A 22,991-nucleotide genomic window follows, 5' to 3' on the forward strand; every position below is an offset into this window, starting at 1 on the left:
GGTCGATGTGACCGATGGTGCCGATGTTGACGTGCGGCTTGTTGCGCTCGAATTTCGCCTTGCCCATGGTGATCCCCCTCTCGAGTGGTCGTTCTTGGAGTGGCTGCCGCCAGTTATTTTGAGTGATGTATGGAGCCCACGACCGGAATTGAACCGGTGACCTCTTCCTTACCAAGGAAGTGCTCTACCTACTGAGCTACGTGGGCCCGTCAAAGAAGCGCGAACGGTGGGACGTGACGTTGGAGCGGGAAACGGGACTCGAACCCGCAACCCTCAGCTTGGAAGGCTGATGCTCTAGCCAATTGAGCTATTCCCGCGTCGTACCCGCAGTCCGAACGACGGTCACCCCGTCTCCTGCGCCTCGTATTCAATTGTTCGTGGTGGTGGGGGGTGGATTTGAACCACCGAAGGCTGACGCCGACAGATTTACAGTCTGTTCCCTTTGGCCACTCGGGAACCCCACCAGACCTTTTTCCTGGAGCTGGCGAAGGGACTTGAACCCGCAACCTGCTGATTACAAGTCAGCTGCTCTACCAGTTGAGCTACGCCAGCGCCAAGACGCGGAGGATTAGCCCATCTTCGAACAGCGCGCAAGCGTTTTTTTCCGCCTTGCGCCCGACGCACAATCTCTCAAAGAGCGACGGCCCATCTGACAGAAGGAACCCGCCTTGTCAAGCGTCCTTCACGGATTCGCCGCATTTCTTCGAAAGTTCCCCCGCCCTAGCCCGGCTCGCGCGCCCATTCCCTGCGCGAGACGTACCACACGCGCGGGAGCGCGCCCAACCCGGGTTTGAGGACGAAAGCCTCCCGCCCGGCCAGCAACTCCCGCAGCACGCCCGAGCGGATGGCCCCCGTGGGGCAGGCCTCGGCGCAGGCCGTCAGCAGCCCCCCCGCGCCGATGCGGTGGGCGCAAAGCGTGCACTTCTCCACCACGAAGCGGGGACGCGACGAGGCCCACGGCGTGAAGGCCTGCTCCATGCCGTCGGGCCAGACGGGATCGGCGGCATGGAAGCGGCGCGCGCCGTAAGGGCAGGCGCTCATGCACAGGCGGCAGCCGATGCAGCGGGCGTAGACCTGGCTCACCACGCCCCAGACAGGGTCCTTGCGCGTGGCCCCCGTAGGGCAGGCGGCCACGCAGGGCGGGGCGTCGCAGTGCATGCAGGGGCGCGGCGCGAAGAGCACGTCGGGCTGCTCGACATTGCCGGCGCGCACGAGACGCTCCACCGCGAGCCAGTCACCCGCCAGCCCCGCGGAGGGCGGCACGTTGTTCTCCAGGCCGCAGGCCGTGCGGCAGGCCCCGCACCCCGTGCAGCGGTCCAGGTCCACCAGCAGCCCGAAACCCCGGTCAACGACTTTGCTCATGCCTTTTCCAGGGCCAAGGGCGCTCCGTCCCAGGCCGTGACCGATCCCTCAGGGCCGGAAGCGAAGGTCGCCGCGGCCAGGACATCACGCGCACGGGCGGCCACGTGGCCGTCCATGACCGTCTCGTCCAGGGTCACGCGCACGCGCGCCTCCCCTTCCCTGCCGCGCAAGAGCGCCGTCTGGCCCGACTTCACCCGGCTGACGGCGGCCGTGGCCCGGCTCACGCGGACCTCCGGCCTGGACGCCCCGTCCGCATCCGCACTCCAGGGTTCCGGCCCCGGGAAACCTGAGCCCGACACCGCCAGGCGCAAGGGAAGGCCGAGATCGATGGGCTCCGGGGCCAGGGCACGGGCAAGATAGCGCGCGCCCAGGGACATGCCCCGCGCGGGAACGAACCGTGGATCGCACCACAGGCCCCCCCTGGCCAGGGCCTCTCGAAGACCGGCCTGGGGCGCCGGCAGGGGCTCGCCCGCCAGCACGCGCCATGGAGGGACGCCCGACGCCACGTAGCCGCCCGATGCTTCGAGGTCCGCCACGCGGGACTCCAGGGCCGCGGGGAAACTCCCAAGTTCCAGAGGGACGCCCAGCCGCCGGGCCAGCAGAGCCAGCACGTCGCCAGGGTGGCGGGCGTCGGCCTGGGGGCGGACCAGGGGCAGGGCCAGCCCGTAAGTGGCGAAGGCCAGCCCGTGGGGGGTCTCCACGTCGCCGTGACGCTCCAGGGGCATGGGCGCGGGGAGGATCAGGTCGCAGAGACGGGCCGAGGCGGTCATCACCGGGGTGAAGGCCGCGCGGAAAGCGGCCTTGGCCAGGGCCCGGGCCGTGAGTTCCGGCCGGGGCAAGGCGGCAAGCGGATCGGCCTCAACGAGCAGGAGCACGCCGGGCGCGGACGCGCGTCCCGTGGCCTGGGCGCGCAGGACGGCTGGCAGGTCCTCGCCCAGGGGCAGGAGGCTCAAGGGCCGCGTCAGGAAGAGCCCGCCGGGCCGGTTCACGCCCTGGGCCAGGGCCATGAGGGCGTAACCCGCCACGAAGGGGGCCAGCCCCGGGCCAGCTCCTTCGGGCGCGCCGGGCGCGAAAAGCGCCCCGGCGGCCACGCGCAGGGCCATCTCCCGCTGGACCTCCCCGGGCACGCCCGTGGCGCGCTCCACCTCGACGGGACCGAAGCGCGCCTGGACCAGGGCCAGGAACTCGGCCAGGTCGGGCCAGTCGCCCTTGATGCGGCCCATGGAGGCCAGGTCGCGCGCCGCGCCCAGCGCCAGGAACGCGCCGGAACCGGCGGCCATGGGCGCCCAGCGTTCGCAGAGACAGGCCCAGTCCGGCCGGACCGGGGCCAGGCAAAGCCCCTGCCCCCCCCTCCCCGCCCAGGCGCGGCGCAGGTGCGGCGAGGCGGGGAGCGAGCCGAAAATGTCCGATCCGGCCGTCACGATGTCTCGGGCGTTGTCCAGGTCGTAGCCCGGACGCGCGTCCAGGCCCATGATCCGCGCGGCGCGGGCGGCCTGCAGCCCTTCGGAGGGCATGCGCGGGGCGCTCGCGGCCCCCAGGCGCTCCAGGAAGGAGTCCAGGAGCGCGGCCAGGGTCCCCGGGCGCTGGGGGCCCACGGCCAGCACGTCGCCCCCGGCCGCGCGCAGACGCTCCTCCAGGAGGTCCATCGCGGCGGCCCAGGAGACCGGGACGAAGGTCCCCTCCTTTTTGAGCAGCGGCGTGCGCACGCGGTCGGGCCTGTGGAGTTCGCGTGGCTCGCTCTGGGCCAGGGGCGTGGCCGCGCCGAGGCTCAGGGGGTGGTCCTCCCGGCCCAGGCAGCGCACGGGGCGGCCGGAGGCCAGAAGCACGCGCAGGCCCTGGCCCGAGGGGCAGGCGAGGCTGGTGGTGAAAGCCTCCTCCAGCGGTTCGCGCGGGGGCTGGGGGAGGTCCGGCCTGTCCTGGGCGCGGGTGTAGGCGTCCCGGGCCAGACGCCAGGGGGCCGGAGAGAGGGCCGTTCCGGCGGCTGTCGCGGCCGCGAACCCTGCGGCCAGCCCAACGAAGCGCCTGCGTCCGAAACCCACGGGGTCTACCTGTGGCAGGCGGCGCAGCCCGACGGCGCGCCCCGGTCGATGTGGCAGGACCGGCAGCGGTCCATGGTCATGGCCTGTCGGGAGGCCCCGGAAACGCGGTTCACGGTGACGTTCAGGGAGTCCTCGCGACGCATGTCCGGGTGGCAGGAGTGGCAGGGCGCGTCCAGGTGGGGGGCGTGGACGAAGCGCACGTGGCCGGGCAGGCGCACGGCGCAGAGCCAGGGCACGGGACGCCCGGGGCGCACATACAGGGCGGTGAGGCGATCGCGTTCGCGTTCGCCCTCGGAGCGCCCGCCCGTGGGGTCGGCGTGGCAGGCGGCGCAGACGCCCACTTCCGGGAAGCCCGAATAGGCTCCGCCGGGACCGGCGAAGTGGCAGCGGGCGCACTCCAGGTCCTGGCGCAGGTGGGCCTTGTGGCTGAAGCGCACGGGCTGGCTCAGGGCGGTCCAGGCGAAGCGCGGGGCCGCGATCCACCCTGCGGCCAGGCCCAGGGCCAGCCCAAGGGCGGCCAAGGCAAGAGCGCCCCTGCGCGGAGTCCGCTCCACCCTAGGGTTTGGCCTTGCGGCCGTACACGTCCTCGAAGCGGACGATGTCGTCCTCTTCCAGGTACGGGCCGGTCTGGATCTCGATGATCTCCACGGGCACCTTGCCGGGGTTGGAGAGCCTGTGGGTGGCGGTCTTGGGGATGTCCACGGACTGGTTCTCCGTGAGGAGCATCTCCTTGCCGTCCACCTCCACCAGGGCCGTCCCGGTGACCACCACCCAGTGCTCGGAGCGGTGGTGGTGCATCTGCAGGGAGAGCTTGCCGCCCGAGGGCACCTGGATGCGCTTGATCTTGTAGTGGGGGCCTTCCTCCAGCACGGTGTAGCTGCCCCAGGGCCTGCGCACCGTGACGTGGGCGTTGACCAGCTGGCTGCCCTCGCCCTTGAGCGCGCCCACCACGTCCTTGACCTTCTGGGCCTCGGTGAGCGGGCAGACCAGGGTGGCGTCGCGGGTCTGCACGGCGATCATGTCCTTCAGGCCCACGCAGGCCAGCTTGCCGCCCTGGGAGATGAGCAGGCTCCCCTCGCAGTCCAGGGCCATCACGTCGCCCTGCACGGAGTTGCCCCTGGCGTCCTTCGCGCCCAGGCGGTGAATGGCTTCCCAGTTGCCCAGGTCGTCCCATTCGAAGCGGGCCTCCACCACGGCGATGCGCTCCATCTTCTCCACCACGGCGTAGTCCACGGAGATGTCGGGGAGCTGGCCGTAGCCTGCGATCAGGCCCGTGCCGGAGCGGCTTTCCCACCACTCCCAGAACACGGGCTGCTTTTCGCGCACGGTTTCCAGGAAGAGGCGCACGGGGAAGACGAACATGCCGCTGTTCCAGTAGTATTCGCCGCTCTCCACATAGGCCTGGGCCTGCTCCTGGCCGGGCTTTTCCACGAAGGAGCGCACCTCGTAGGCCCCGTCGCCCAGGGGCAGGCCCGTCCTGATGTAGCCGTAGCCGGTCTCGGGCTTGGCGGGGCGGATGCCGAAGGTGACCAGGCGGCCTTCGCGGGCCAGGGGCAGGGCCTTGGCCAGGGTGTCGCGCCAGCCGTCGGCGGGCTCGATCATGTGGTCGGAAGGGAAGACGGCGGCCAGGGCGTCGGGGTCCTGCTCCACGATCCTGTCCAGGGCCAGCATGATGGCGGCCAGGGTGTTGCGGCCCATGGGCTCGGCCAGCGCCCCGCGCTCCAGGTCCGGGCCCAGCTCGCGCAGCTGGCTGCGCACCTCGAAGACGTGCTCCTCGTTGGTGACCACCCAGACAGCCGAGGGATCGAACGCGCCCAGGGCGCGGGCCACGGTGCGCTTGAGCAGCGTCTGCCCGCCGTCCAGGGAGAGCAGCTGCTTGGGCAGCAGGGTGCGCGAGAGGGGCCAGAGCCTGGTTCCGGAGCCTCCGGCCAGAATCACGGCGTGACAACCTGCAAAGGGAGCCTTGGGGTCTTGGGTGGCCTGCATGCGGAGAGCCTCTGGCTTGTGGTTCAGCCTTCGAAGACGAAGGGGGAGTCGAGATCGCGCAGACGGCCCAGCTGGGCGTCCTTGGCGGAGAGCACGGGTTCGGTCCAGCCCCAGTCGATGCCCAGGTCCGGGTCGTTCCAGGCGATGCCGGAATCGCAGTCGGGGGCGTAGAGCTCGTCCACCTTGTAGAGGAACTCCACGTCGACGGTGCGCGTCAGGTAGCCGTGGGCGAAGCCCTTGGGCACGTAGAGCTGGAGGAAGTTGGACTCGGAGAGCACGAAGGACTTCCACTGCCCGAAGGTGGGCGAGCCTTTGCGCAGGTCCACCACCACGTCGAGCACCTCGCCGCGCGTCACGCGCACGAGCTTGGTCTGGGCCTTGGGCGGGTTCTGGAAGTGCAGCCCCCGGAGCACGCCCTTGCTGCGCGAGAGGGCGTGGTTGTCCTGGATGAAGGCCGCGTCCAGGCCTTGTGCCGCAAAGGCCGCCTGGTTGTAGCTTTCCGTGAAGAATCCCCGGTCGTCCTTGAAGACCTTGGGGGTGTAGAGCCAGAGTCCCGGCATGCCGGCGGCCTGAAAGCCCACGGGTGCACCTCCTCGATACGCGAAACGTTGGGCGGCTTGTAGCCTAAGAGCGTGTCAGGGGCAACCGGGCGAAGCCTCCGATCGCATGCCGTCCGTGAAGTCCCCTGCGTTGTGGCTGGAGCGCACCAGGGGACCGCAGTACATCACGGGGATGCCCTGGGCGCGGCCCATGCGGGCCACGTCCTCGAACTCCTCGGGCGGCACGTAGCGGACCACGGGCAGGTTGCGCCGCCCCGGCCGCAGGTATTGCCCCACCGTGACCATGCGGCAGCCCGCCGTGGCCAGGTCGGCCAGGGTGCGCTCCACCTGTCCGGGCGATTCGCCAAGCCCCAGCATGAGCCCGCTCTTGGCCGAGGCGCGCCCGCTTTTCGCCACGCGCTCCAGAAGCTCCAGGCTCTGCTCGTAGCGCGCCTGGGGGCGCACCAGGCGGTAGAGTTCGGGCACGGTCTCCAGGTTGTGGTTCACCACGTCGGGCCCTGCGTCCAGCACCATCTGAAGAGCCTCGCGGCTGCCCTGGAAATCCGGCACGAGCACCTCCACCGTGGCCCCGGGCAGGGCCTCGCGCACCGCGCGCACGCAGGCGGCGAACTGGATGGCCCCGCCGTCGGGGAGGTCGTCGCGGGTCACGGAGGTGATCACCACGTGCTTGAGCCCCAGGCGCGCGGCAGCCTGTGCCACGCGCAGGGGCTCGTCGGCCTCCGGCGGCTCCGGGACGCCGTGGGCGACGTTGCAGAAACAGCAGGAGCGCGTGCAGAAACCGCCAAGGATGAGGAACGTGGCCACGCCCCGTCCGAAACACTCGAACATGTTGGGGCAGCGCGCCTGGCGACAGACCGTGCGCAGGCCGTGCTCGGCCACGGCCTGGGCCGTGCCGGGGAAGACGCCGTCCCGGGGCTGCCTGACGCGAAGCCAGGCAGGCAGGCGAGGGCTAGGCTTCGCGCCGGGCGAGAACTGCCCGGGCGAAGGCTTGGGCGAGGGCATGCTTGACTCCCTGGACCTCGGCGGGGGCGGTGTCCAACCCCAGTCGGGCCAGTTCCGCCCAGGCCGAGGTCATCTCCACCCCTGCGAGTCCGCATGGGGTTGTGAGTGAAAAGAGGGAAACGTCGGGCTCCACGTTGAAGGCGATGCCGTGGTAGCTCACCCAGCGACGCACGCCGACGCCCACGCTGGCGACCTTGCGCGGACCGCACCACACGCCGGGGCGGCCCTCGGAGCGCCCGGAAGGCACGCCCATGTCCGCCAGCACGTCCATGGCCGCCTGCTCCAGGTCCTCGAAGTGGGCGCGCAGGCCCCCGGGCCTGCCCGAGAGCCGCAGGATGGGATAGAGCACGGCCTGTCCCGGGAAATGGCAGGTGACGCTGCCGCCGCGCGTGGCCTTGGCCACCTCCACGCCGCGCCGGGCCAGCTCCGGGGCCGAGGCCAGCAGGAAGGCCTCGCCGCCGTGGCGGCCGAAGGTGATCACGGGGTGGTGCTCCAGCACGTAGAGGCGTTCCTCGCCTCCCTCCCGGACCTCCTCAACCGCCGCCTCCTGGATGGCCAAGGCCTCGGCGAAAGAAAGGCGTCCCAGATCGATGACGCGCATCAGGGCCTGCCTCCCCCGCCCCGGCCGCCCCGGCCCCGCGCAGGAGCGGACGGACGGCGCGCGGCGGGCTTGCCGCCGGGCGTCTTGCCGGGGGCGGGGCCCCGGCCGTGCGGCCGCGCGGGAGGCGGGGCGTCCCCGGAAGTCCGTGCCGGGGCGCGGGAGCGCTCCTCCCTGCTGGTTCCCGTCGCGCCACCGGCAGGGCCGGTCGCCCGTCCGCCTTTCGGGCGCGGAGCGCCGGACGGACGCGACGGCCCGCCGCCCCGACCGGCCGAGGAACCGGGCGCGCCACCGGGCTTGGGGCCGGCCTGAGCGCCGGGCTTCGTTGAGACGCCGCGCTCCTCGCGCGGTCCGGCCCCGTGGGCCTCGGGGGCCTCCGCAGTCCGTTCCCGCTCGGGCTCCGTGTCCAGGGTGGCCATCCAGACCCCGCTCCTGGGGTCGCGTTCGCGGGGCTCGGGCAGCCGGGCCTCCAGGAGCGCCCCGGAGACGAGTCCCGGCGGGGGCGTCAAAAAGCTCAGGAGCCGCAGGCCCTCCTCGCCGCAGAGGTAGGCCCCCTGCCCCCCTGCCAGGGGGAAGCGGTGGGAGACCACCCGCCAGCGGTCCGCCGCCGGTTCGGGGACCTCGGCCCCGGCCAGCAGGAAGCTCAGGCTGGCGCGGTCCTTCTCCAGGCCGGAGACGCGGGTCAGCGAGGCCAGCCAGCGGGGCACGTCGTCGGCCGGGAAAACGAAATGGCACCAGGAGCGCCAGCGCGGGGCCAGCATGGGGCAGGCGTCGTGGCGGGTGCAGGGGGCCAGGGGGGCCAGCCCCTCTTCGAGAAAGACCTCGCGCAGCCGCGAGAGCAGCCTGCCGCCGTGGCGCGTGCCCGGTTCCACCAGGAGCACCTGGCCGTCGTGGGCCAGGCGCGAGAGGAAGAGCCCGGCCGAGCGTTCCAGCGATTCGTGCCCCTCCTCGCCCCGGCCGCGCACCATCTCGCCCGCCGCATTGGCCGACCACACGGCCCGGAAGGGCTCCTGGGGGGCCTTGTGGGCCGGGGCCTGCACGGTTTCCACGCTCCAGGCGCGGCCCGCCTCGCCGGAGAGGGCCTCGAAGAGGGCGCGCCCGGCGCGCAGGGCCTGTCCGGTCTGGTCCACGCAGACGAAGCGCAGACTGCGCCCGCGAAGCTCCGGCCGGGCGATCCACAGGGCCTGGACCATGGTCAGGGGGCCGCAGCCCAGGTCGAGCACGCTCGAGCCCTCGGGCAGGTCCGGCGCGAGACCCGCGAAGAGGCGCGCGAGGCGGTAGAGGTTCCACGGCAGGAAATAATGGAGATAGGCCGCCAGCGCGCCCGGCGCGGCCAGGTAGTTGGCCTGGGGTCCGGGGCCGCGCTCGGCCGTGAGGGCCAGGGAGAGCCGCTTGATCTCCCCGGGAAGCTCGGCCTGATGCCTGGGCCGCAGGGGGTGGGCCTGGGCCAGAACCTGGCGGTATCCTTCCAGGGCCTGCATGGCTTTGGCCCCCGGCCGGGGAAAGAGGGGGACGCACCGTCCGGGATGGACCCCGCGCTCATCGGGCATGATCGAACCTCATGGCGTCGAAGTAACGCCGCTGAAAGCCGCCGGAGGACACCACGTCCACCGGCCTGGTCCTGCCGGGCAGGCCCGCCAGCCACTCCCGCACGTCCGCGCGCCCGGCGGCCAGGCAGGCCCCGGCCAGGGACGTGTTGCCCGCCGCGCGCACGCGGGCGCTCCCGCCCGGAGGGAAGAAGCCCAGGGTTTCCAGGTCCGCCGGGGAGACGTGCTCGCCCAGCGCCCCGGCCAGGAGCACCTCGTGAAGGTCCGCGAAACGAAGCCCTGCCGCTTCGAGCAGGATGTCCACGGCGGCCCCGAAAGCGGCCTTCACGGCAAGCAGGGCCTCCACGTCGCCTCCGCGCAGGGGGATACCCGCCACGTCCAGGACCGGCGCGCCGTCCGCCTCGTGCGACAGCCCGGCCAGCGCGCGCGCGGCCAGGGGCGAGGCTGCGGCGCGCGCGAAGCGGCCCGTGGCCTCCACCGCGCCCAGGGAGCGCAGCCGTGCCAGCAGGCTCACGTAGCCCGTGCCCGAGACGCCCCGAAGCGCACCGGCGCTTCCTTCGTAAAGGCGCGGCGCGAGCCCTGCCGGGGTGAGCGCGAAGGCCACGGCGGCCCCCGGTCCGGCCAGCATCCCCCGGGACATGCCCACGCCCTCCAGGGCTGGGCCCATGGGCACGCTGGCCACCAGCACCTGCCCGTCGGGCAGGGTCAGCGCGAATTCGCCGTTGGTGCCCAGGTCCGCCAGAAGCCAGGGGGCGCGGGGGACCGCGCCGGAGAACTCCAGGGCAGCCAGACCCGCCGACACGTCGCCGCCCACGAAAGGCGCGAGAAGCGGCGGGATGTAGACCCGGGGAAGCTCCGGGTCAAGCTCGGCGTAGTCCCCGCCCGGCCAGTCCAGGCGGTAGGGGGCTGCGGCCAGACCCGAAGCGTCCATGCCCAGGGCCAGGAAGGTCATGCAGGAGTTGCCCGCCAGGCAGAGCCCGCCGGGCAGGCAGGGCAGCGCGGCAACGGCCTCGCGCACGGCCAGGACAACGCCCCGGCGCAGGCGCGCGGCACCGGCGGGGACACGGGCCAGGGCCAGTCGCGACATCACTTCGCTGCCCGCGCCCAGCTGCGGATTGGGCAGGGCCCGGCCCAGGGCGTCCCCCCCGCGCTCGAAACGCCAGTGCAAAGACGTGGTGCCCAGATCCACTCCCAGCACGGCCCCGGGGCAGACCTCGCGGGGCACGGCAGGCGGGGTGCGCTCCGGGGCAAGGCGCACGCGCACCCTGGAACCCGGCAGCGGGGCGCGTGCGCAGGAAAGCCGCCAGCCCTGCTCCAGAAGCTCCGGGGCAAGCACGCGCGCCTCGGCGGGCTCCGGCGCGGGAGCGGCAGGCTCGAAGAGCACGGCGCACTTCCCGCAGCGGCCCGCGCCCGAACACAGGGGCCGTCCCTCGAAAGCGCCTTCGATGCAGAGGTGCTGGGCCAGGGTGAGCCCGGGCGAGACGCTCACGGTCCGGTCCGGCCCGCCTGCCTTGTCCACGATGGTGAAGGTGTTCATCGGCATGGAAAGGATGCTCGCTTGGCGCGCCGAGCGCAAGGATTTTGGCAGTTTCGCGGGGCGGCAAGTCTACCAGAAACGAGCGCCCGCGCAAGCCCAAAAAGGTATTTGATTCGCAGCAATTATGAATTTCATCGTCAAATTGCCGAAAAATGCTGGACAATATTTCCCGGGCCGCCTAGAAATCCTCGCAAAGGTCAGGCCCAAGCGAGGCTCCCGGCAGGACTCGATCCACCACGCCGTCCCCGCTTCGCATGCCCACCAGCGCGGCCCACGCCGCCGGGCATGACCGCCTCCAGGCCGACCTCATTGACCAGAAAGCGCCTTTCAGTATGCCACTTACCGCACGCCGCGGAGGATTATTGATCGTTTCATCGACCGCCGTTACGGCCAAAACACACGGAGACGAGGAAGAGATGCTACGCACCACACCCCTTGCCCCCTGGATGACCGTCCGCAACCTGTTTGTGTTCGCCATCCTGCTTGCCACCACCGCTTGTGGTTCCAAACAGTATTCGTCGCGCCAGAATCTCGCGGACACCGAAAAGTCCACCGCTTCCATCGCCGAGGCCTTCGAGCCCACTTCCCCCTTCCTGCATTTCTCCAACGGACAGTTCTGCACCCTGCCCGTGCCCGGCGCGATTTCCGGATCGAGCAACCCCTTCGAACTGAGCTTCAAGGGCCCCAAGAACCAGCAGCAGTTGGTGGCCCTGGCCTTCAGCCAGATCGGCACCCTCTACCGTCCGGGCGGCGTGGAACCCGGAACCGGGTTCGACTGCTCCGGCTTCACCTCCTGGGTCTTCGGCAAACTGGGCGTGAACCTGCCCCGCAGCTCCCGCGAGCAGTTCCAGGAGGGCAAGGTGATCCCCAAAAGCCAGCTGAAAAAAGGCGACCTCGTCTTCTTCGGCAACAAAAAACGCATCACTCACGTCGGCATCTACCTCGAAGACAACAAGTTCATCCACAGCTCCAGCTCCGGCGACACCGTCAAAATCTCCAGCCTCGACGAACCCACCTGGGAACGAAAATACACCGGCGCGCGGCGAGTCTTCTAGACGACGTGCGGCCAGGTCACCTTTCGGGGCAGGAGCATGCGCTCCCGCCCCTTTTCATTTGCATCAGCTTGCGTTACCTTGCGCGAAAATGATTCTTGCTCTGGATATTCGACATGGCGTCTTCGAGATCATCCCGTAAACGTTCGCCGCGCTCGCGCACCCTTGCAGCCTTCTCGGCGGGCCTCGCGTTGCCGCTTGTGCTGGCGCTGGGCTGGCACGCGGCTCTCGGACAGCAGGACCCTGCGGGACAGCGGCTGGCCTCCCTCTCCGACCAGGGCCAGACCCAGAACCAGCGGCTTCCCGATCCCGACGAGGAACTTGCCGCCCTGCGCGCCATCTTCCAGGACGAGGTCCGCAAGCCCACCTTGGAGCGCATCGACCGCTACAAGAAGCTCTGGTCCAAATCCCCGAAGCTCCAGGACATCCTGGAGGAGCGCCGCCAGCGCCTCCTGGGCCTTGACGAGCGCTATTTCGATTTCGTTCGCCGCGACGTGGCCGCCCAGATGGCCCGCTCCAGCCTGCGCTTCGACGGCACGCAGTTCTTCGCCTACGCCGACCGCAACCCCAAAGCCCAGTTCATTGTTGTGGGCCTCTACGACGCGCGCGCCGAACGCATCGACATCCTCGGAGCGGACCTCATCTCCTCGGGCAACATCGAGAAGGGCGGCGACTACTTCGAGACCCCCACCGGCGTCTTCGAAAACCTCCTGGACAACTTCTCCTACCGCGCCCAGGGCACCCCCAACCAGGAGGGGTGGCGCGGCCTCGGCGCCAAGGACAGCCGCGTCTGGGACTTCGGCTACCAGCGCGGCTTGAAGAAATACAAGGACGGCAACACCCTGAGCCAGCTGCGGCTGCTCATGCACTCCACCGACCCCGAACGGGGCGAACCCCGCCTCGGCCGCACCGACTCCAAAGGCTGCGTGCGCATTTCCGCAGGCCTGAACCGCTTCCTGGACACCCACGCCATCCTGGACAGCCACTACGAGCAATGGGCCAAATCCCGGCCCGACTCATGGCTCTTCAAGAAGGAGCGCAAACCCACTGCCTACCCGGGCAAATACCTCATCATCGGGGACTCCATCCAGTCCGCCCTGGCCGGGGCCAAACCGTGACGCGCCCGCCCCGGCCTCTCTGAGCTCCGGGGTGTTGGCCTCGACAAGGGTTTCGCATGCGCATCCTCTGTGTCGATGACGACGCCGCCATCCGAGTGACCATTCAGGCCTACCTGGAAGACCTCGGGCACGAGGTTTCCATCGCCCCGGACGGCGAACAATGCCTCCAGCTCCCCGGCCTGGACGCCTTCGACGCCGTCCTGCTCGACCTGAACATGCCCGGCATGGGCGGCCTGGCCACCCTGGAACGTCTGCGCGTCCAGGCGCCGGAACTGCCGGTGGTGGTGGTCTCGGGCACAGGCAACATCCAGGACGTGATCTCCGCCCTGCGCCTCGGCGCGGCCGACTTCATCACCAAGCCCGTGGAGGACATGGCCATCCTCCTGCACTCCGTGAACACCGTGTCCGAACGCTCGCGGCTCATCAGGGAGAACCGCGAGCACCGCGAACGCCTCGAACTCATGGTGGAGGAGCGCACCCGCAGCCTGACCCAGGAAGTTGCCGAACGCGTCGCCGCCGAGGAGGCCCTGCGCGCAGCCCTGGCCGAGAAGACCGTGCTCCTCAAGGAGGTGCACCACCGGGTCAAGAACAACCTTCAGATCGTGTGCAGCCTGCTCTCGCTCCAGGCCCTGCGCTACGACGACCGCCTGGCCGCCCCCTTCCAGGACAGCCAGTCCCGCGTGCGCGCCATGGCCCTGGTGCACGAAAAGCTCTACCGCTCCCAGGATCTTTCGCGCATCGACCTGGCCGCCTACATGAGCGAGCTGACCCTCTTCCTCGTCCAGGCCTACTGCGCCCGCAACATCCTGGTGACCCCGGACATCGACTGCCAGCCGTTCCACCTCTCGGTGGACTACGCCATCCCCTGCGGACTGATCATCAACGAGCTGGTCACCAACAGCCTCAAGCACGCCTTCACCGGACGCACGAAAGGCGTCATCCGCCTGCGCGCGGCCCTGGTTGGAGACCACGCCCACCTTGCCGTCTCCGACGACGGCAAGGGCCTCCCCCCCGGGCTCGACCTGGACAACCCGCCCTCCCTGGGCCTGCAGCTGGTCACCAGCCTCGTGCGCCAGCTCCGCGGCACGTTGAGCGTGCACACAAGTGAAGGCGGAGCGTCCTTCGAGGTGAAATACCCCGTCCATTGCGGCGAAGACGCCGCCCTTCCAGACAAAGTACCCTTCTAGTTTTGACAATTCCAGGCGTTGCGGGCACATTCACGTCAAGGAGTCCCGATGCCCAGCCTGACCCGCCAAGCCCAGCGCCACGCCGTGGTGGACGCCCGTCCCGGGCATTATCTCTGCTTCCCCGACGTGGCCGCCACGCCCGAAGGGCGGCTTGTGTGCGTCTACCGGCAGGCCGACCGGCATGTGGCCACCCGTGCGGCCCTGCTGGTTTCCACTTCCGACGACCTGGGCCGCTCCTGGTCCGGGCCGCGCTTCCTGCGCGCCGGACAGGGCCACTGCCCGCGCATCTCACGCCTGGACGACGGACGCCTGCTGGTCATCGACGACACCTCGGCCAGCCAGTATTGGAGCCTCGACGGCGGCGCTTCCTTTGCGCGCCAGCCCTGCTCGGGCCCGCCCCTCTCCATCCCGGACCGCGTGATGCCCCTGCGCCCGGACCTGTGGCTCACCACCTGCCACGTGCACCGGGGCGAGGCTCCCCTCTCCAAGATCCGCCAAGCCCCGGCCGAACAGTCCGTCTACGTCTCCTCCGACGAGGGCGCGCTCTGGCGCATGCGCTCCGTGCTGGCCAACGACAGGAACCTCGTGCTTTGCGAGGCCTCCATGACCCGGTTGCCAGACGGGCGCATCCTGGCCCTGATGCGCGAGAACTCCCATGTCTATGAGCCCATGTACCTCTGCCTCTCCGAGGACGAGGGCGTCTCCTGGAGCCTGCCCCGACCCACGCCGCTCCTGGGCCACAGGCCCACGCTGGGGCTCGCGCCGTCGGGCCGCCTGCTGGTCACCTACCGCGCCGTGGGGCCCGACGGCGGAACTGCCGCCTGGACAGGGACACTCGAAGAACTCGATCGGGACTTCGCCGTGCACGGACTGCACCCGGACCCGGAAAATCCCCGCCTGACGCCCGAGGGGCTCCTCATCGAGAACGCTCCCGGCCGCGAGTCCTGCGTGCGTTACGCCCTGCGACCCATGACCGACCCCGAGCGCGCACGCGCCACGCTCACCGCCGAGGTCCTGGCGGCAGAAGCCCAGGACAAGGCCTGCGCCCTGCACTTCGGCGGCTGGTGGCGGCTTGTCCCCGGGGCCGTTCTGCCTCCGGGCGACGCCCCGCCCATCCCCTGCGACGCCCAAGCCTCCGTTCGCCTGGAACTGCGCTACGAACCCGGACGCGTGGAGGCCGTGGTCAACGGCGTCTCGTCCGGGACCTACCCGGCCGACGCCCGGGAGGCGGACACCCGCGCCATCCTGGCGGGCAACGCCTCGGTGCGCGAGGACAACGGAGGGCGTCACCTCTGGAAGGCCCTGTCGCTCTCCATCGACGAACCCCGCTACGAGCGGGCCTACCGATGGTCCTGGACACCGGCTCAAGGACGCCCCGACGCCTGGGTGGACGCCCGCGTGCTTGAGTTGGCCAACGACCGCCTGGCCAGCCCAGGAGACTACGGCTACTCCGGCTGGACCGTCCTCCCGGACGGCCGCTACTATTGCGTCTTCCACCACGGCGGCGGCGAAGAGCCCGGTTACCAGCCCGGCCGCTCCAGCCGGGTGCGGGGCGTCTGGTTCGAGGATACGGACTTCAACACCCAAAACTTCTGAGAGGTTTCATGAGCGCCCCAGCCTCCAAACGCAAAACCCTCGGCCAGATCGAAGTGATGCGCGTCGTGGCCGTCACGGGCATCTTCCTCTACCACCTGTGGTCCGACGTGCCGAGCGCGGGCGTGGAAAACCCCTTCGGACCGGCTTTGGGAGCCATCCTGAGCCAGGGATGGATGGGCGTGATCCTCTTCAACATCGTCACGGGCTTCGTGCTCACCCTGCCTTTCGCCGGTCCCACCGGCAGGCCCGTGCCCTCCTATCTCCAGTTCCTGCGCCACCGCCTGCTGCGCATCTGCCCCAACTACTACCTGGGCCTGATCTTCTGGACCCTGGTGGCCGTCATCGCGGGCAAGGCCGGGGCCAACCTGGCCAGCAGCTTCTTCCAGCATGTGATCTTCGTGCACACGCTCAACCCCTCGGTGTTTTTCGACATCGTGCCCGCTTACTGGTGGATGGGCCTTCTTGCCCAGTTCTACCTGGCCTATCCCCTGCTCTTCGGGCTCTTCCGCAAGCTCGGGCCCCGCAAGGCGGCCCTGTGGCTGGTGGGCGGCTGCTTCGCCTTCTGGGCCGCCCTGGAGGCCCTGGCCCAGGCCATGCCCGGCTCGATCTTCGCCATGTGCAACTACCTCTTCTACTTCAACCTGCCTTACCGCCTGGGCGAGTTCGCCCTGGGCATGTATCTGGCCTGCCTCTGGCGCGATCCGGCCGCCAACCCGGTGCTCTCCCTCGGACTTTCCGCGGGCCAGGCCTTCAAGGGCAAGCGCCGCGCCGCCTGGATCGCCCTGATCGCCCTGACGCTTTGGGGACTGGCCTTCGGCGTGCCCAAGTTCGTGCTCCTGGCCACGCACCTCTACTGGCTGGCCTGCGTGCTTTGCGCGGGGCTTCTGCTCTTCTTCTCCGACACCATGGACCGCCTGGGCGTGTGGCCCCCCATCGCCAAGGTCGCGGCGGCCTCCTACAGCATCTACCTGATGCACCAGCCCATCCTGGCCTACTTCGGGACCTGGGTGATCCCGACCATGGAGCCCTTCCCGGCGTTCATCTTCCTCACGGGGGTGTGCGGGCTGCTCACCTGGTGGGTCTCGGTGGTCATGGACCGCGTGGTGGCCGTGATCAACGACAAGATCGGCTAGGCGGGCGCGGGGAGCATCCGCCCGCACCCCGGTCTTCCGGCCTGCCCTCCGGCAGTTGCGTCGGCCGGAGCATACGGCCGACGACGTCCCCGGCCCGGTGTGTTGCCGCAAAACGGAAGACCCCGGGGCCCCGGGGTCTTCAGCATTGTGGAAGTCTGTCGCGCGGCTGTCGGGGCTCAGGCGGCCCGCACGGCGTGGCGCTCGCTGACGGCGTCGCGCAGCAGGCAGTCCCGCACGCCGAAAGAGGAGACGGGGCGCAAATGGCGGGCCAGGGCGGCCTCAAGCTCCAGGGGATCCCCGAACTCGCCTCCCTCGCCCAGGAAGGGCAGGAGCAGGGCGTACGCCCGCACGGCATGACGCCGCAGGGGCACCAGCACGTCCGAGGGGCGCGTGCGCAGCGGATTCTCCCCATGCAGGCAGGAGCGGCCGAACACCAGCAACTGGCGGCAGGACAAAAAGCGCATGGGATAGACCAGGCAGCCTTCCTCGACGAGGAAGGGGCAGGCCCCTCCCGAACGGCCGCCCTCCATGGCGTCGGAGACCAGACGCAGGGCGTCCGGCCTTTGGCGCGCCAGGCTGCGCAGCGCCCCGGCCATCTCCACGGGGGTGGCCCGGGGCATCGAGGAGGCGCAGCAGCCCGAGCACCCTATGCGGCAGGCAGGAAGCTCCCCCCTCAGCGCGGACTCCTCGCGCGCGGCCAGGCGCACGCCCGCGTCCATGAGGGCCTGGGCCTTGACCAACTGCGGCAGCCAGTGCGGAATGTCGGATCGCGGGCCGTAGGGCGTCGCCATGTGGGCCTCCGGGAAGACGGGTTTCTACTTTAATGCATTTTCCGCACCAAAATACTCCCAAAGGTCCCCGACCTGTCCGGGAGACGCTTTCGCGCGCGCGTGTCGATTGGTCCCGCTCCACGGCTGCATCGCCCTCCAGACTGCCCGGAAAGGGGCTCGAGGGGCCTTGCGGGGCGGGCGGAAGGCCTCACAAGGGCTCCTTTTTCCACGCCGAAGCAAAAAAATGTCGATTTCGGTATTTCCCGCCTTTACTTTTTTTCGAGGCTTATTTACATTATTGAAAATGCAAACGGGGAATGCGGGCGAGGTCAGCCCGAAGGGCTCCGAGGCTTCCGCACCACCCTGTCCGGGTCCATGACGCGGAAATCCCCCACACCCTCCCCCCCGTTCACTGCATGAGCCGCCCGGCAACCGGCCCGGGAAGGCCTCCCAAGGGGGTGAAGCGACGCCAAGGCGCGCTCGGCTCCCGGCGGAACGTCCGGCTGGCTGGCAACTGCTACAATTTTGTAGGACATGGCATCCCAAACCCCATGACGGAGAGCGCCCTATGAGTGGAATCCAGGCCCGCTTGAACGCCATCTCGGCCATCATCAACTACAAACCGGCTCACGAGCCCCTCAACTTCCACGACACCAAGCCCACCGACATCTTCGGAGCCAACGTCTTCAACGACAAGGTGATGAAGGAACGCCTGCCCAAGGCCGTCTACAAGTCGCTCAAGAAGACCATCGCCTACGGCGAAAAGCTCGACGCCTCCGTGGCCGACATCGTGGCCAACGCCATGAAGGACTGGGCCATCGAGAAGGGCGCCACCCACTTCACCCACGTCTTCTACCCCCTCACAGGCCTGACCGCCGAGAAGCACGACGCCTTCCTGGTGCCCGACGGCGAAGGCGGCGCCCTGGCCGAATTCTCCGGCAAGATGCTCATCCAGGGCGAGCCCGACGCCTCCAGCTTCCCCTCCGGAGGCCTGCGCGCCACCTTCGAAGCCCGCGGCTACACCGCCTGGGACGTCACCAGCCCCGCCTACATCCTGGAAAACCCCAACGGCACCTTCCTGTGCATCCCCACCGCCTTCCTCTCCTGGACCGGCGAGGCCCTGGACAAGAAGACCCCCCTGCTGCGCTCCCTCCAGTCGCTCAACAAGCAGGCCAAACGCGTGCTCAAGCTCTTCGGCGTGAACACCAAGCTGCCCGTGACCAGCTTCGCCGGCCCTGAGCAGGAATACTTCCTCATCGACCGCAACTTCGTCTTCTCCCGCCCCGACCTGCTCATCGCCGGCCGCTCGCTCTTCGGCGCGCCCTCGGCCAAGGGCCAGGAATTCGAGGACCAGTACTTCGGCGTGGTGCCCCGCCGCGTGCTCTCCTTCATGATGGAAGTGGAGCGTGAACTCTTCAAGCTGGGCATCCCCGTGAAGACCCGCCACAACGAAGTGGCACCCAGCCAGTTCGAGATCGCCCCCATCTACGAGCAGGGCAACCTGGCCTGCGACCACAACCAGATGGTCATGACCACCCTGCGCTCCGTGGCCAAGCGCTACGGCATGATGTGCCTGCTGCACGAGAAGCCCTTCGCGGGCATCAACGGCTCCGGCAAGCACCTCAACTACTCCATCGGCAACGCCGAGCTGGGCAGCCTCTTCGATCCGGGCGACACCCCCCACGCCAACGCCCAGTTCCTGGTGTTCTGCGCCGCCGCCATCCGCGCCCTGCACAAGTACGGCGCCCTGCTGCGCGCCACCGTTGCCAGCGCCTCCAACGACCACCGCCTGGGCGCCAACGAGGCCCCCCCGGCCATCATGAGCGCCTACCTGGGCGAACAGCTGGCCGATGTGTTCGAGCAGATCAAGAAGGGCGAGGTGAAGGGCTCCAAGACCAAGGGCGTCATGAACATCGGCGTGGACACCCTGCCCCCGCTGCCCATGGATCCGGGCGACCGCAACCGCACCAGCCCCTTCGCCTTCACCGGCAACCGCTTCGAGTTCCGCGCCGTGGGCTCCTCCCACTCCATCGCCGGCGCCCAGGTGGCCCTGAACGCCATGATGACCGAGTCGCTGGACTACATCGCCACCGAGCTGGAGAAGCTGGGCAAGGTGAACAAGGGCCAGTTCAACGAGGGCGTGCAGAAGCTGCTCCAGAAGATCATGCAGGAGCACGACGCCGTCATCTTCAACGGCGACGGCTACTCCGACGAATGGCACCAGGAAGCGGCCAAGCGCGGACTGCCCAACCTGAAAACCACCCCGGAAGCCCTGCCCGTGCTCTCCACCAAGGAAGTGGTGGACCTCTTCACCAAGTACGGCATCTTCTCCGAGGCCGAACTCAAGAGCCGCCAGGAGATCTACCTGGAGCAGTACGTGAAGACCGTGACCACCGAGGCCAACCTGGTGATCCGCATGGCCCGCACGGTGATCTTCCCCGCCGCCATGCGCTACCAAGGACAGCTGGCCGAGACCTGCGCCAGCCTCAAGGCCATCGGCCACGACTACAAGATGGCCACCCTGGAAGACGTGACCGCCAAGCTGCGCTCCCTGCAGGCCGAGGCCGACAAGCTGGAGAAGCTCCTGGCCCACGAGGGCGGCGACACCCTCTCCCACGCCAAGTTCATGTGCGAGAAGGTGCTGCCGGCCATGCTCGCCGTGCGCGGCTTCGCCGACGCCCTGGAGTCCGTGGTGGCCGACGACCTCTGGCCCCTGCCCTCCTACCAGGAAATGCTCTTCATCCGCTAACGCGGCCGAAGACGACCGGACCACGCAAGGCCGCTCCCGCAAGGGGGCGGCCTTTTTTTCTGACGCCTGCGCAACCCGTCCGCCGCCAGCGTTCCAATCCCTTCTCCACGAACAAACCCCACTCCAGCCCGGGACAGCTCACAACAGAAACTCCCGGCGCAACTGCCGCCCGAAGCGTCGACAAAATCCCGCCCCCCCTAAAGTTCGGCCCCGGGGCGGCCGATAGGAACCGGGACAAGACGTATTACGCCCGGGAAATCAACGGTTGCACGGGCGCAAGGCGCAAAGGGGTGTCGTCATGAAAGTTGCAGAAGGTCAGCTGGAGCTGTTGCAGGACATCGCCGAGTTTCTGCGCTACGACAAGTCCCTGCCCGGCGAACTCATCCGCACGTACGTAAGCGAGATGGTCAAGGACCAAGCCGTGGCCCCGGACGTGCTGCAGAACACCGTGCACGTCACGCCCGACATCGACGGCGAGACGGGCAAGCTCGTCAAGTACAAGACCTGATCCCCGCGCTCCTCGCGCTTGCCGATCGAGCGACGCCCCGGGCACTCCCACGCCGGTCCCGCCTGACGCGCGCACGCATCGGCCCCCGCCTCCCCCGGTCCCCCACCCACGCCGCCCGCCACCTTTGCCCCGACCCCCAAGCAAGACGCCGCCGTCCGTTTTCGATGGCAACGGGCGCGTGGGAATGCTATGAGGGCTCAAGATTGTATCGCAAGGATGGGCGCATGGCTGGAAGCAAGTCGTCACGAACCGCGGAATGCGGCCCATTGCAGACCGGGTTCTGCCTGTTTTGCCTGGTTCTCGCGCTGTGGACCGCCGGGCCAGCCTCCGGCCAAGCCCCGGAAAGGCGCGCGCAGGGCGCGGAAAAGCACGTGCTGGTGCTCTATTCCTCCGTGTTCCTGCCGGCATACCGGGAATTCAGCGCATCGCTCTTCGCCGCGTTCGCTCAGGCAGGAGTATCCGGAGGGAACATCCACTTCGAATTCCTCGAACTGAGCCGCATCGTGTCGCCTGACGACCGCGAGGCGCAGAGGCTCTGGATCGCCCGGAAGTACAAGGACCTGCCCATGGGCGCGATCATCACCCTCGACGGCCCGGCCCAGGCGTTCGTGTTGCGCGACGGGGCGGACCTGTTCCCCGGCGCGCCCCTGCTCTGCGTGCTGTCGCCTGCGCTGATCGAGGCTCCGGTCCCCGGCCGCAGGGTGGTGCAGATCCCCTCCCGGGGCGACTTCGCCGGAACCCTCGGAGTGGCGCTGCTCCTGTTCCCGGAGACGAAGCGCGTGCTCTTCGTGGTGGGCGCGGCGGACGTGGAGCGGGACTGGCGGGCCATGGCCGCGCAGGATTTCGCCCCCTGGTCCGGCAGGCTGGAGATCGAGTACACCGACGCCCTGGCCCACGCGGAGATGGTGCGCCGCGCTGCCACCCTCCCCGGCGATTCGGTGGTTTTCTACTTGTCCTACTACCGCGACGCGGCAGGGGTGCCGTTCGTGCCGCTGGACGTGGCTCGCGAGATCGCGCGCGTCTCGCCTGTTCCCATCGTCGGCCTTTACGACACGCTCATCGGCACAGGCGTGCTGGGTGGGGCCATGTTCAGCTACGGCGCGGAAGGCGGGCGCTCCGCCCGGCTGGCCCTGGAGCTCATGAGCGCGCCGGAGGCTCCCGCAGGGGAACTCACGGTGCTCCCCTGCGTCAACCGCCCCACGTTCGACTGGCCCCAACTCAAGCGCTGGAAGGTGTCGCTCGACGGCATCCCCCCCGGCAGCGACGTGCGCAACCGCCCGCCGACCCTCTGGGAACAGTACAAAGCCCTGGTCACGGGGGCCGCGCTGGCGTTCATGCTCCTGGTGCTGCTCATCGCGGCGCTCCTGGTGCAGAACCGCAGGCGCAGGGAGGCGGAGACCGCCACGCGCCTGAGCGAAGCCCGCTACAAGGTTCTGGTGCAGAATGCTCCGGAGGCCATCCTGGTCACCGACGCCCAGACCAGGCTCACGGTGGACGCCAACGCCAAGGCCCTGGACCTTTTCGGCTGCAAGGCCGTGGCCGATATCGTGGGGCGTCGCGCCCTGGACTGTCTCCCGAAGCAGCCCCAGGGGACGTCCCTGGAGAACGTCCTCCAGGAGGCCGGGGTCCGCGCTCTCGCGGGGGAGGAGGTGGTCCTTGAGGTGCAGGTCCGCAAAGAGCGGGGCGAACTGCTCGACTTCGAGGTGCGCATGATCCGCCTCCCCTCGGAAGGCCGCACCCTTCTGCGCGCCAGCTGGATCGACATCACCGAGCGCAAACGCCTCCAGGACAAGCTCCGGCGAAGCGAAAGCGACCTCATGGCCATCCTGGACAACATGCCCTCCATGATCAGCTCCTGGGACAGGAACCTGCGCAACCGCTTCGCCAACCGCGCCTACGTGCGCTGGCTCGGCCTCGATGCGCGCGGGCTGCAGGGCATGCACCTGCGCGAGGTGATCGGCGAGGAGCGCTTCCTGCGCAACCAGGAGCAGTTGGAGGGCGTCCTGGCCGGGAAACCCCAGCTCTTCGAGCGGGCCATCCCCACCCCGGACGGGCAAACCGTCCGCTACTCCCTGGCGCACTATGTTCCGGACACCGTCAACGGCGAGGTGCTGGGCTTCTACGCCCTGATCACGGACATCACCACGGTGAAGCAGGCGGAGCAGGCCGTGCTGGCCTCGTTGCGGGAAAAGGAGGTGCTCCTGCGGGAGATCCACCATCGGGTGAAGAACAACCTGCAGATCATCA

Annotated in this window: 18 protein-coding genes and 4 tRNA genes; 8 read left to right on the forward strand and 14 right to left on the reverse strand. The window is 69.3% G+C overall.

Annotated elements, in window-relative coordinates; all coding sequences use genetic code 11:
* Window positions 1-130: 130 nt before the first annotated feature.
* The 13 genes from ACV4UX_RS09420 to ACV4UX_RS09480 all read right to left on the reverse strand — a co-directional run bounded on the left by ACV4UX_RS09420 (window position 131) and on the right by ACV4UX_RS09480 (window position 10,637).
* Window positions 131-206, reverse strand: a tRNA-Thr gene (locus ACV4UX_RS09420).
* Window positions 207-240: 34 nt separating this feature from the next.
* A tRNA-Gly gene (locus ACV4UX_RS09425) sits at window positions 241-317 on the reverse strand.
* A 61-nt stretch (window positions 318-378) separates the two neighbouring features.
* Window positions 379-464: transfer RNA gene (locus ACV4UX_RS09430), tRNA-Tyr, on the reverse strand.
* 12 nt (window positions 465-476) lie between these two features.
* Window positions 477-552, reverse strand: a tRNA-Thr gene (locus ACV4UX_RS09435).
* 168 nt (window positions 553-720) lie between these two features.
* Window positions 721-1,362 (reverse strand): 4Fe-4S dicluster domain-containing protein, encoded by a 642-nt coding sequence (locus tag ACV4UX_RS09440; protein WP_491593052.1) that lies wholly within the window; start codon window positions 1,360-1,362, stop codon window positions 721-723.
* The gene (locus ACV4UX_RS09445; protein WP_491593053.1) at window positions 1,359-3,401 is read right to left on the reverse strand and encodes a molybdopterin-dependent oxidoreductase; all 2,043 of its coding nucleotides are present in this window, start codon (window positions 3,399-3,401) and stop codon (window positions 1,359-1,361) included. The genes ACV4UX_RS09440 and ACV4UX_RS09445 overlap by 4 nt, the downstream gene beginning before the upstream one ends.
* 5 nt (window positions 3,402-3,406) lie before the next feature.
* The gene (locus ACV4UX_RS09450; RefSeq protein WP_491593054.1) at window positions 3,407-3,922 is read right to left on the reverse strand and encodes a cytochrome c3 family protein; all 516 of its coding nucleotides are present in this window, start codon (window positions 3,920-3,922) and stop codon (window positions 3,407-3,409) included.
* 34 nt (window positions 3,923-3,956) lie between these two features.
* Window positions 3,957-5,387: a mannose-1-phosphate guanylyltransferase/mannose-6-phosphate isomerase gene (locus tag ACV4UX_RS09455; protein WP_491593055.1), complete on the reverse strand. Its 1,431-nt coding sequence runs from the start codon at window positions 5,385-5,387 to the stop codon at window positions 3,957-3,959.
* Between the two features lie 23 nt (window positions 5,388-5,410).
* Window positions 5,411-5,947: a dTDP-4-dehydrorhamnose 3,5-epimerase gene (rfbC, locus tag ACV4UX_RS09460; RefSeq protein ID WP_491593069.1), complete on the reverse strand. Its 537-nt coding sequence runs from the start codon at window positions 5,945-5,947 to the stop codon at window positions 5,411-5,413.
* 75 nt (window positions 5,948-6,022) lie between these two features.
* On the reverse strand, window positions 6,023-6,949 hold the full coding sequence (lipA, locus tag ACV4UX_RS09465) for a lipoyl synthase (RefSeq protein ID WP_491593056.1): 927 nt from the start codon (window positions 6,947-6,949) through the stop codon (window positions 6,023-6,025).
* Window positions 6,897-7,550, reverse strand: a complete 654-nt coding sequence (lipB, locus tag ACV4UX_RS09470) for a lipoyl(octanoyl) transferase LipB (protein ID WP_491593057.1) — start codon at window positions 7,548-7,550, stop codon at window positions 6,897-6,899. Before lipB ends, lipA begins: the two co-directional genes overlap by 53 nt.
* A complete protein-coding gene (locus ACV4UX_RS09475) occupies window positions 7,550-9,097 on the reverse strand; it encodes a small ribosomal subunit Rsm22 family protein (protein WP_491593058.1) in 1,548 nt (515 codons plus the stop codon). Before ACV4UX_RS09475 ends, lipB begins: the two co-directional genes overlap by 1 nt.
* Window positions 9,087-10,637 carry an ASKHA domain-containing protein gene (locus ACV4UX_RS09480; protein WP_491593059.1) on the reverse strand — a complete coding sequence of 517 codons (1,551 nt, stop codon included), beginning with the start codon at window positions 10,635-10,637 and terminating at the stop codon, window positions 9,087-9,089. The genes ACV4UX_RS09475 and ACV4UX_RS09480 overlap by 11 nt, the downstream gene beginning before the upstream one ends.
* A gap of 440 nt (window positions 10,638-11,077) precedes the next feature.
* Here ACV4UX_RS09480 and ACV4UX_RS09485 point away from each other — a divergent pair, with 440 nt between their 5' ends.
* From ACV4UX_RS09485 to ACV4UX_RS09505, 5 genes are all read left to right on the forward strand, one after another.
* A complete protein-coding gene (locus ACV4UX_RS09485) occupies window positions 11,078-11,686 on the forward strand; it encodes a C40 family peptidase (protein WP_491593060.1) in 609 nt (202 codons plus the stop codon).
* A 113-nt stretch (window positions 11,687-11,799) separates the two neighbouring features.
* Window positions 11,800-12,801 carry a hypothetical protein gene (locus tag ACV4UX_RS09490; protein WP_491593061.1) on the forward strand — a complete coding sequence of 334 codons (1,002 nt, stop codon included), beginning with the start codon at window positions 11,800-11,802 and terminating at the stop codon, window positions 12,799-12,801.
* A 56-nt stretch (window positions 12,802-12,857) separates the two neighbouring features.
* On the forward strand, window positions 12,858-13,988 hold the full coding sequence (locus ACV4UX_RS09495; protein WP_491593062.1) for a sensor histidine kinase: 1,131 nt from the start codon (window positions 12,858-12,860) through the stop codon (window positions 13,986-13,988).
* 48 nt (window positions 13,989-14,036) lie between these two features.
* Window positions 14,037-15,584: a sialidase family protein gene (locus tag ACV4UX_RS09500; protein ID WP_491593063.1), complete on the forward strand. Its 1,548-nt coding sequence runs from the start codon at window positions 14,037-14,039 to the stop codon at window positions 15,582-15,584.
* An 8-nt stretch (window positions 15,585-15,592) separates the two neighbouring features.
* Entirely contained in the window at window positions 15,593-16,717 is a 1,125-nt protein-coding gene (locus tag ACV4UX_RS09505; RefSeq protein WP_491593064.1) for an acyltransferase family protein, read from the forward strand.
* A 176-nt stretch (window positions 16,718-16,893) separates the two neighbouring features.
* On the opposite strand, the gene ACV4UX_RS09510 is transcribed toward ACV4UX_RS09505, so the two are convergent.
* Window positions 16,894-17,508 carry a YkgJ family cysteine cluster protein gene (locus ACV4UX_RS09510; RefSeq protein WP_491593065.1) on the reverse strand — a complete coding sequence of 205 codons (615 nt, stop codon included), beginning with the start codon at window positions 17,506-17,508 and terminating at the stop codon, window positions 16,894-16,896.
* A 547-nt stretch (window positions 17,509-18,055) separates the two neighbouring features.
* Between ACV4UX_RS09510 and ACV4UX_RS09515 the strand changes: the two genes are divergently transcribed.
* The 3 genes from ACV4UX_RS09515 to ACV4UX_RS09525 all read left to right on the forward strand — a co-directional run.
* Entirely contained in the window at window positions 18,056-20,236 is a 2,181-nt protein-coding gene (locus ACV4UX_RS09515; RefSeq protein WP_491593066.1) for a glutamine synthetase III family protein, read from the forward strand.
* 298 nt (window positions 20,237-20,534) lie between these two features.
* Window positions 20,535-20,744, forward strand: coding sequence for a hypothetical protein (locus ACV4UX_RS09520; protein ID WP_491593067.1), 210 nt, complete (start codon window positions 20,535-20,537; stop codon window positions 20,742-20,744).
* A gap of 371 nt (window positions 20,745-21,115) precedes the next feature.
* A partial coding sequence (locus ACV4UX_RS09525; protein WP_491593068.1) for a PAS domain S-box protein occupies window positions 21,116-22,991 on the forward strand: 1,876 nt, incomplete at its 3' end.

It is taken from the genome of Fundidesulfovibrio sp. (assembly GCF_058402725.1).

Excerpts from the sequence above, each read along its gene's own strand:
- ACV4UX_RS09440 (WP_491593052.1), bottom strand. The coding sequence starts at position 1,362 with ATGAGCAAAGTCGTTGACCGGGGTTTCGGGCTGCTGGTGGACCTGGAC.
- ACV4UX_RS09455 (WP_491593055.1), bottom strand. The coding sequence starts at position 5,387 with ATGCAGGCCACCCAAGACCCCAAGGCTCCCTTTGCAGGTTGTCACGCC.
- rfbC (WP_491593069.1), bottom strand. The coding sequence starts at position 5,947 with ATGCCGGGACTCTGGCTCTACACCCCCAAGGTCTTCAAGGACGACCGG.
- lipA (WP_491593056.1), bottom strand. The coding sequence starts at position 6,949 with ATGCCCTCGCCCAAGCCTTCGCCCGGGCAGTTCTCGCCCGGCGCGAAG.
- lipB (WP_491593057.1), bottom strand. The coding sequence starts at position 7,550 with ATGCGCGTCATCGATCTGGGACGCCTTTCTTTCGCCGAGGCCTTGGCC.
- ACV4UX_RS09475 (WP_491593058.1), bottom strand. The coding sequence starts at position 9,097 with ATGCCCGATGAGCGCGGGGTCCATCCCGGACGGTGCGTCCCCCTCTTT.
- ACV4UX_RS09480 (WP_491593059.1), bottom strand. The coding sequence starts at position 10,637 with ATGCCGATGAACACCTTCACCATCGTGGACAAGGCAGGCGGGCCGGAC.
- ACV4UX_RS09485 (WP_491593060.1), top strand. The coding sequence starts at position 11,078 with ATGACCGTCCGCAACCTGTTTGTGTTCGCCATCCTGCTTGCCACCACC.
- ACV4UX_RS09490 (WP_491593061.1), top strand. The coding sequence starts at position 11,800 with ATGGCGTCTTCGAGATCATCCCGTAAACGTTCGCCGCGCTCGCGCACC.
- ACV4UX_RS09495 (WP_491593062.1), top strand. The coding sequence starts at position 12,858 with ATGCGCATCCTCTGTGTCGATGACGACGCCGCCATCCGAGTGACCATT.
- ACV4UX_RS09500 (WP_491593063.1), top strand. The coding sequence starts at position 14,037 with ATGCCCAGCCTGACCCGCCAAGCCCAGCGCCACGCCGTGGTGGACGCC.
- ACV4UX_RS09505 (WP_491593064.1), top strand. The coding sequence starts at position 15,593 with ATGAGCGCCCCAGCCTCCAAACGCAAAACCCTCGGCCAGATCGAAGTG.
- ACV4UX_RS09510 (WP_491593065.1), bottom strand. The coding sequence starts at position 17,508 with ATGGCGACGCCCTACGGCCCGCGATCCGACATTCCGCACTGGCTGCCG.
- ACV4UX_RS09515 (WP_491593066.1), top strand. The coding sequence starts at position 18,056 with ATGAGTGGAATCCAGGCCCGCTTGAACGCCATCTCGGCCATCATCAAC.
- ACV4UX_RS09520 (WP_491593067.1), top strand. The coding sequence starts at position 20,535 with ATGAAAGTTGCAGAAGGTCAGCTGGAGCTGTTGCAGGACATCGCCGAG.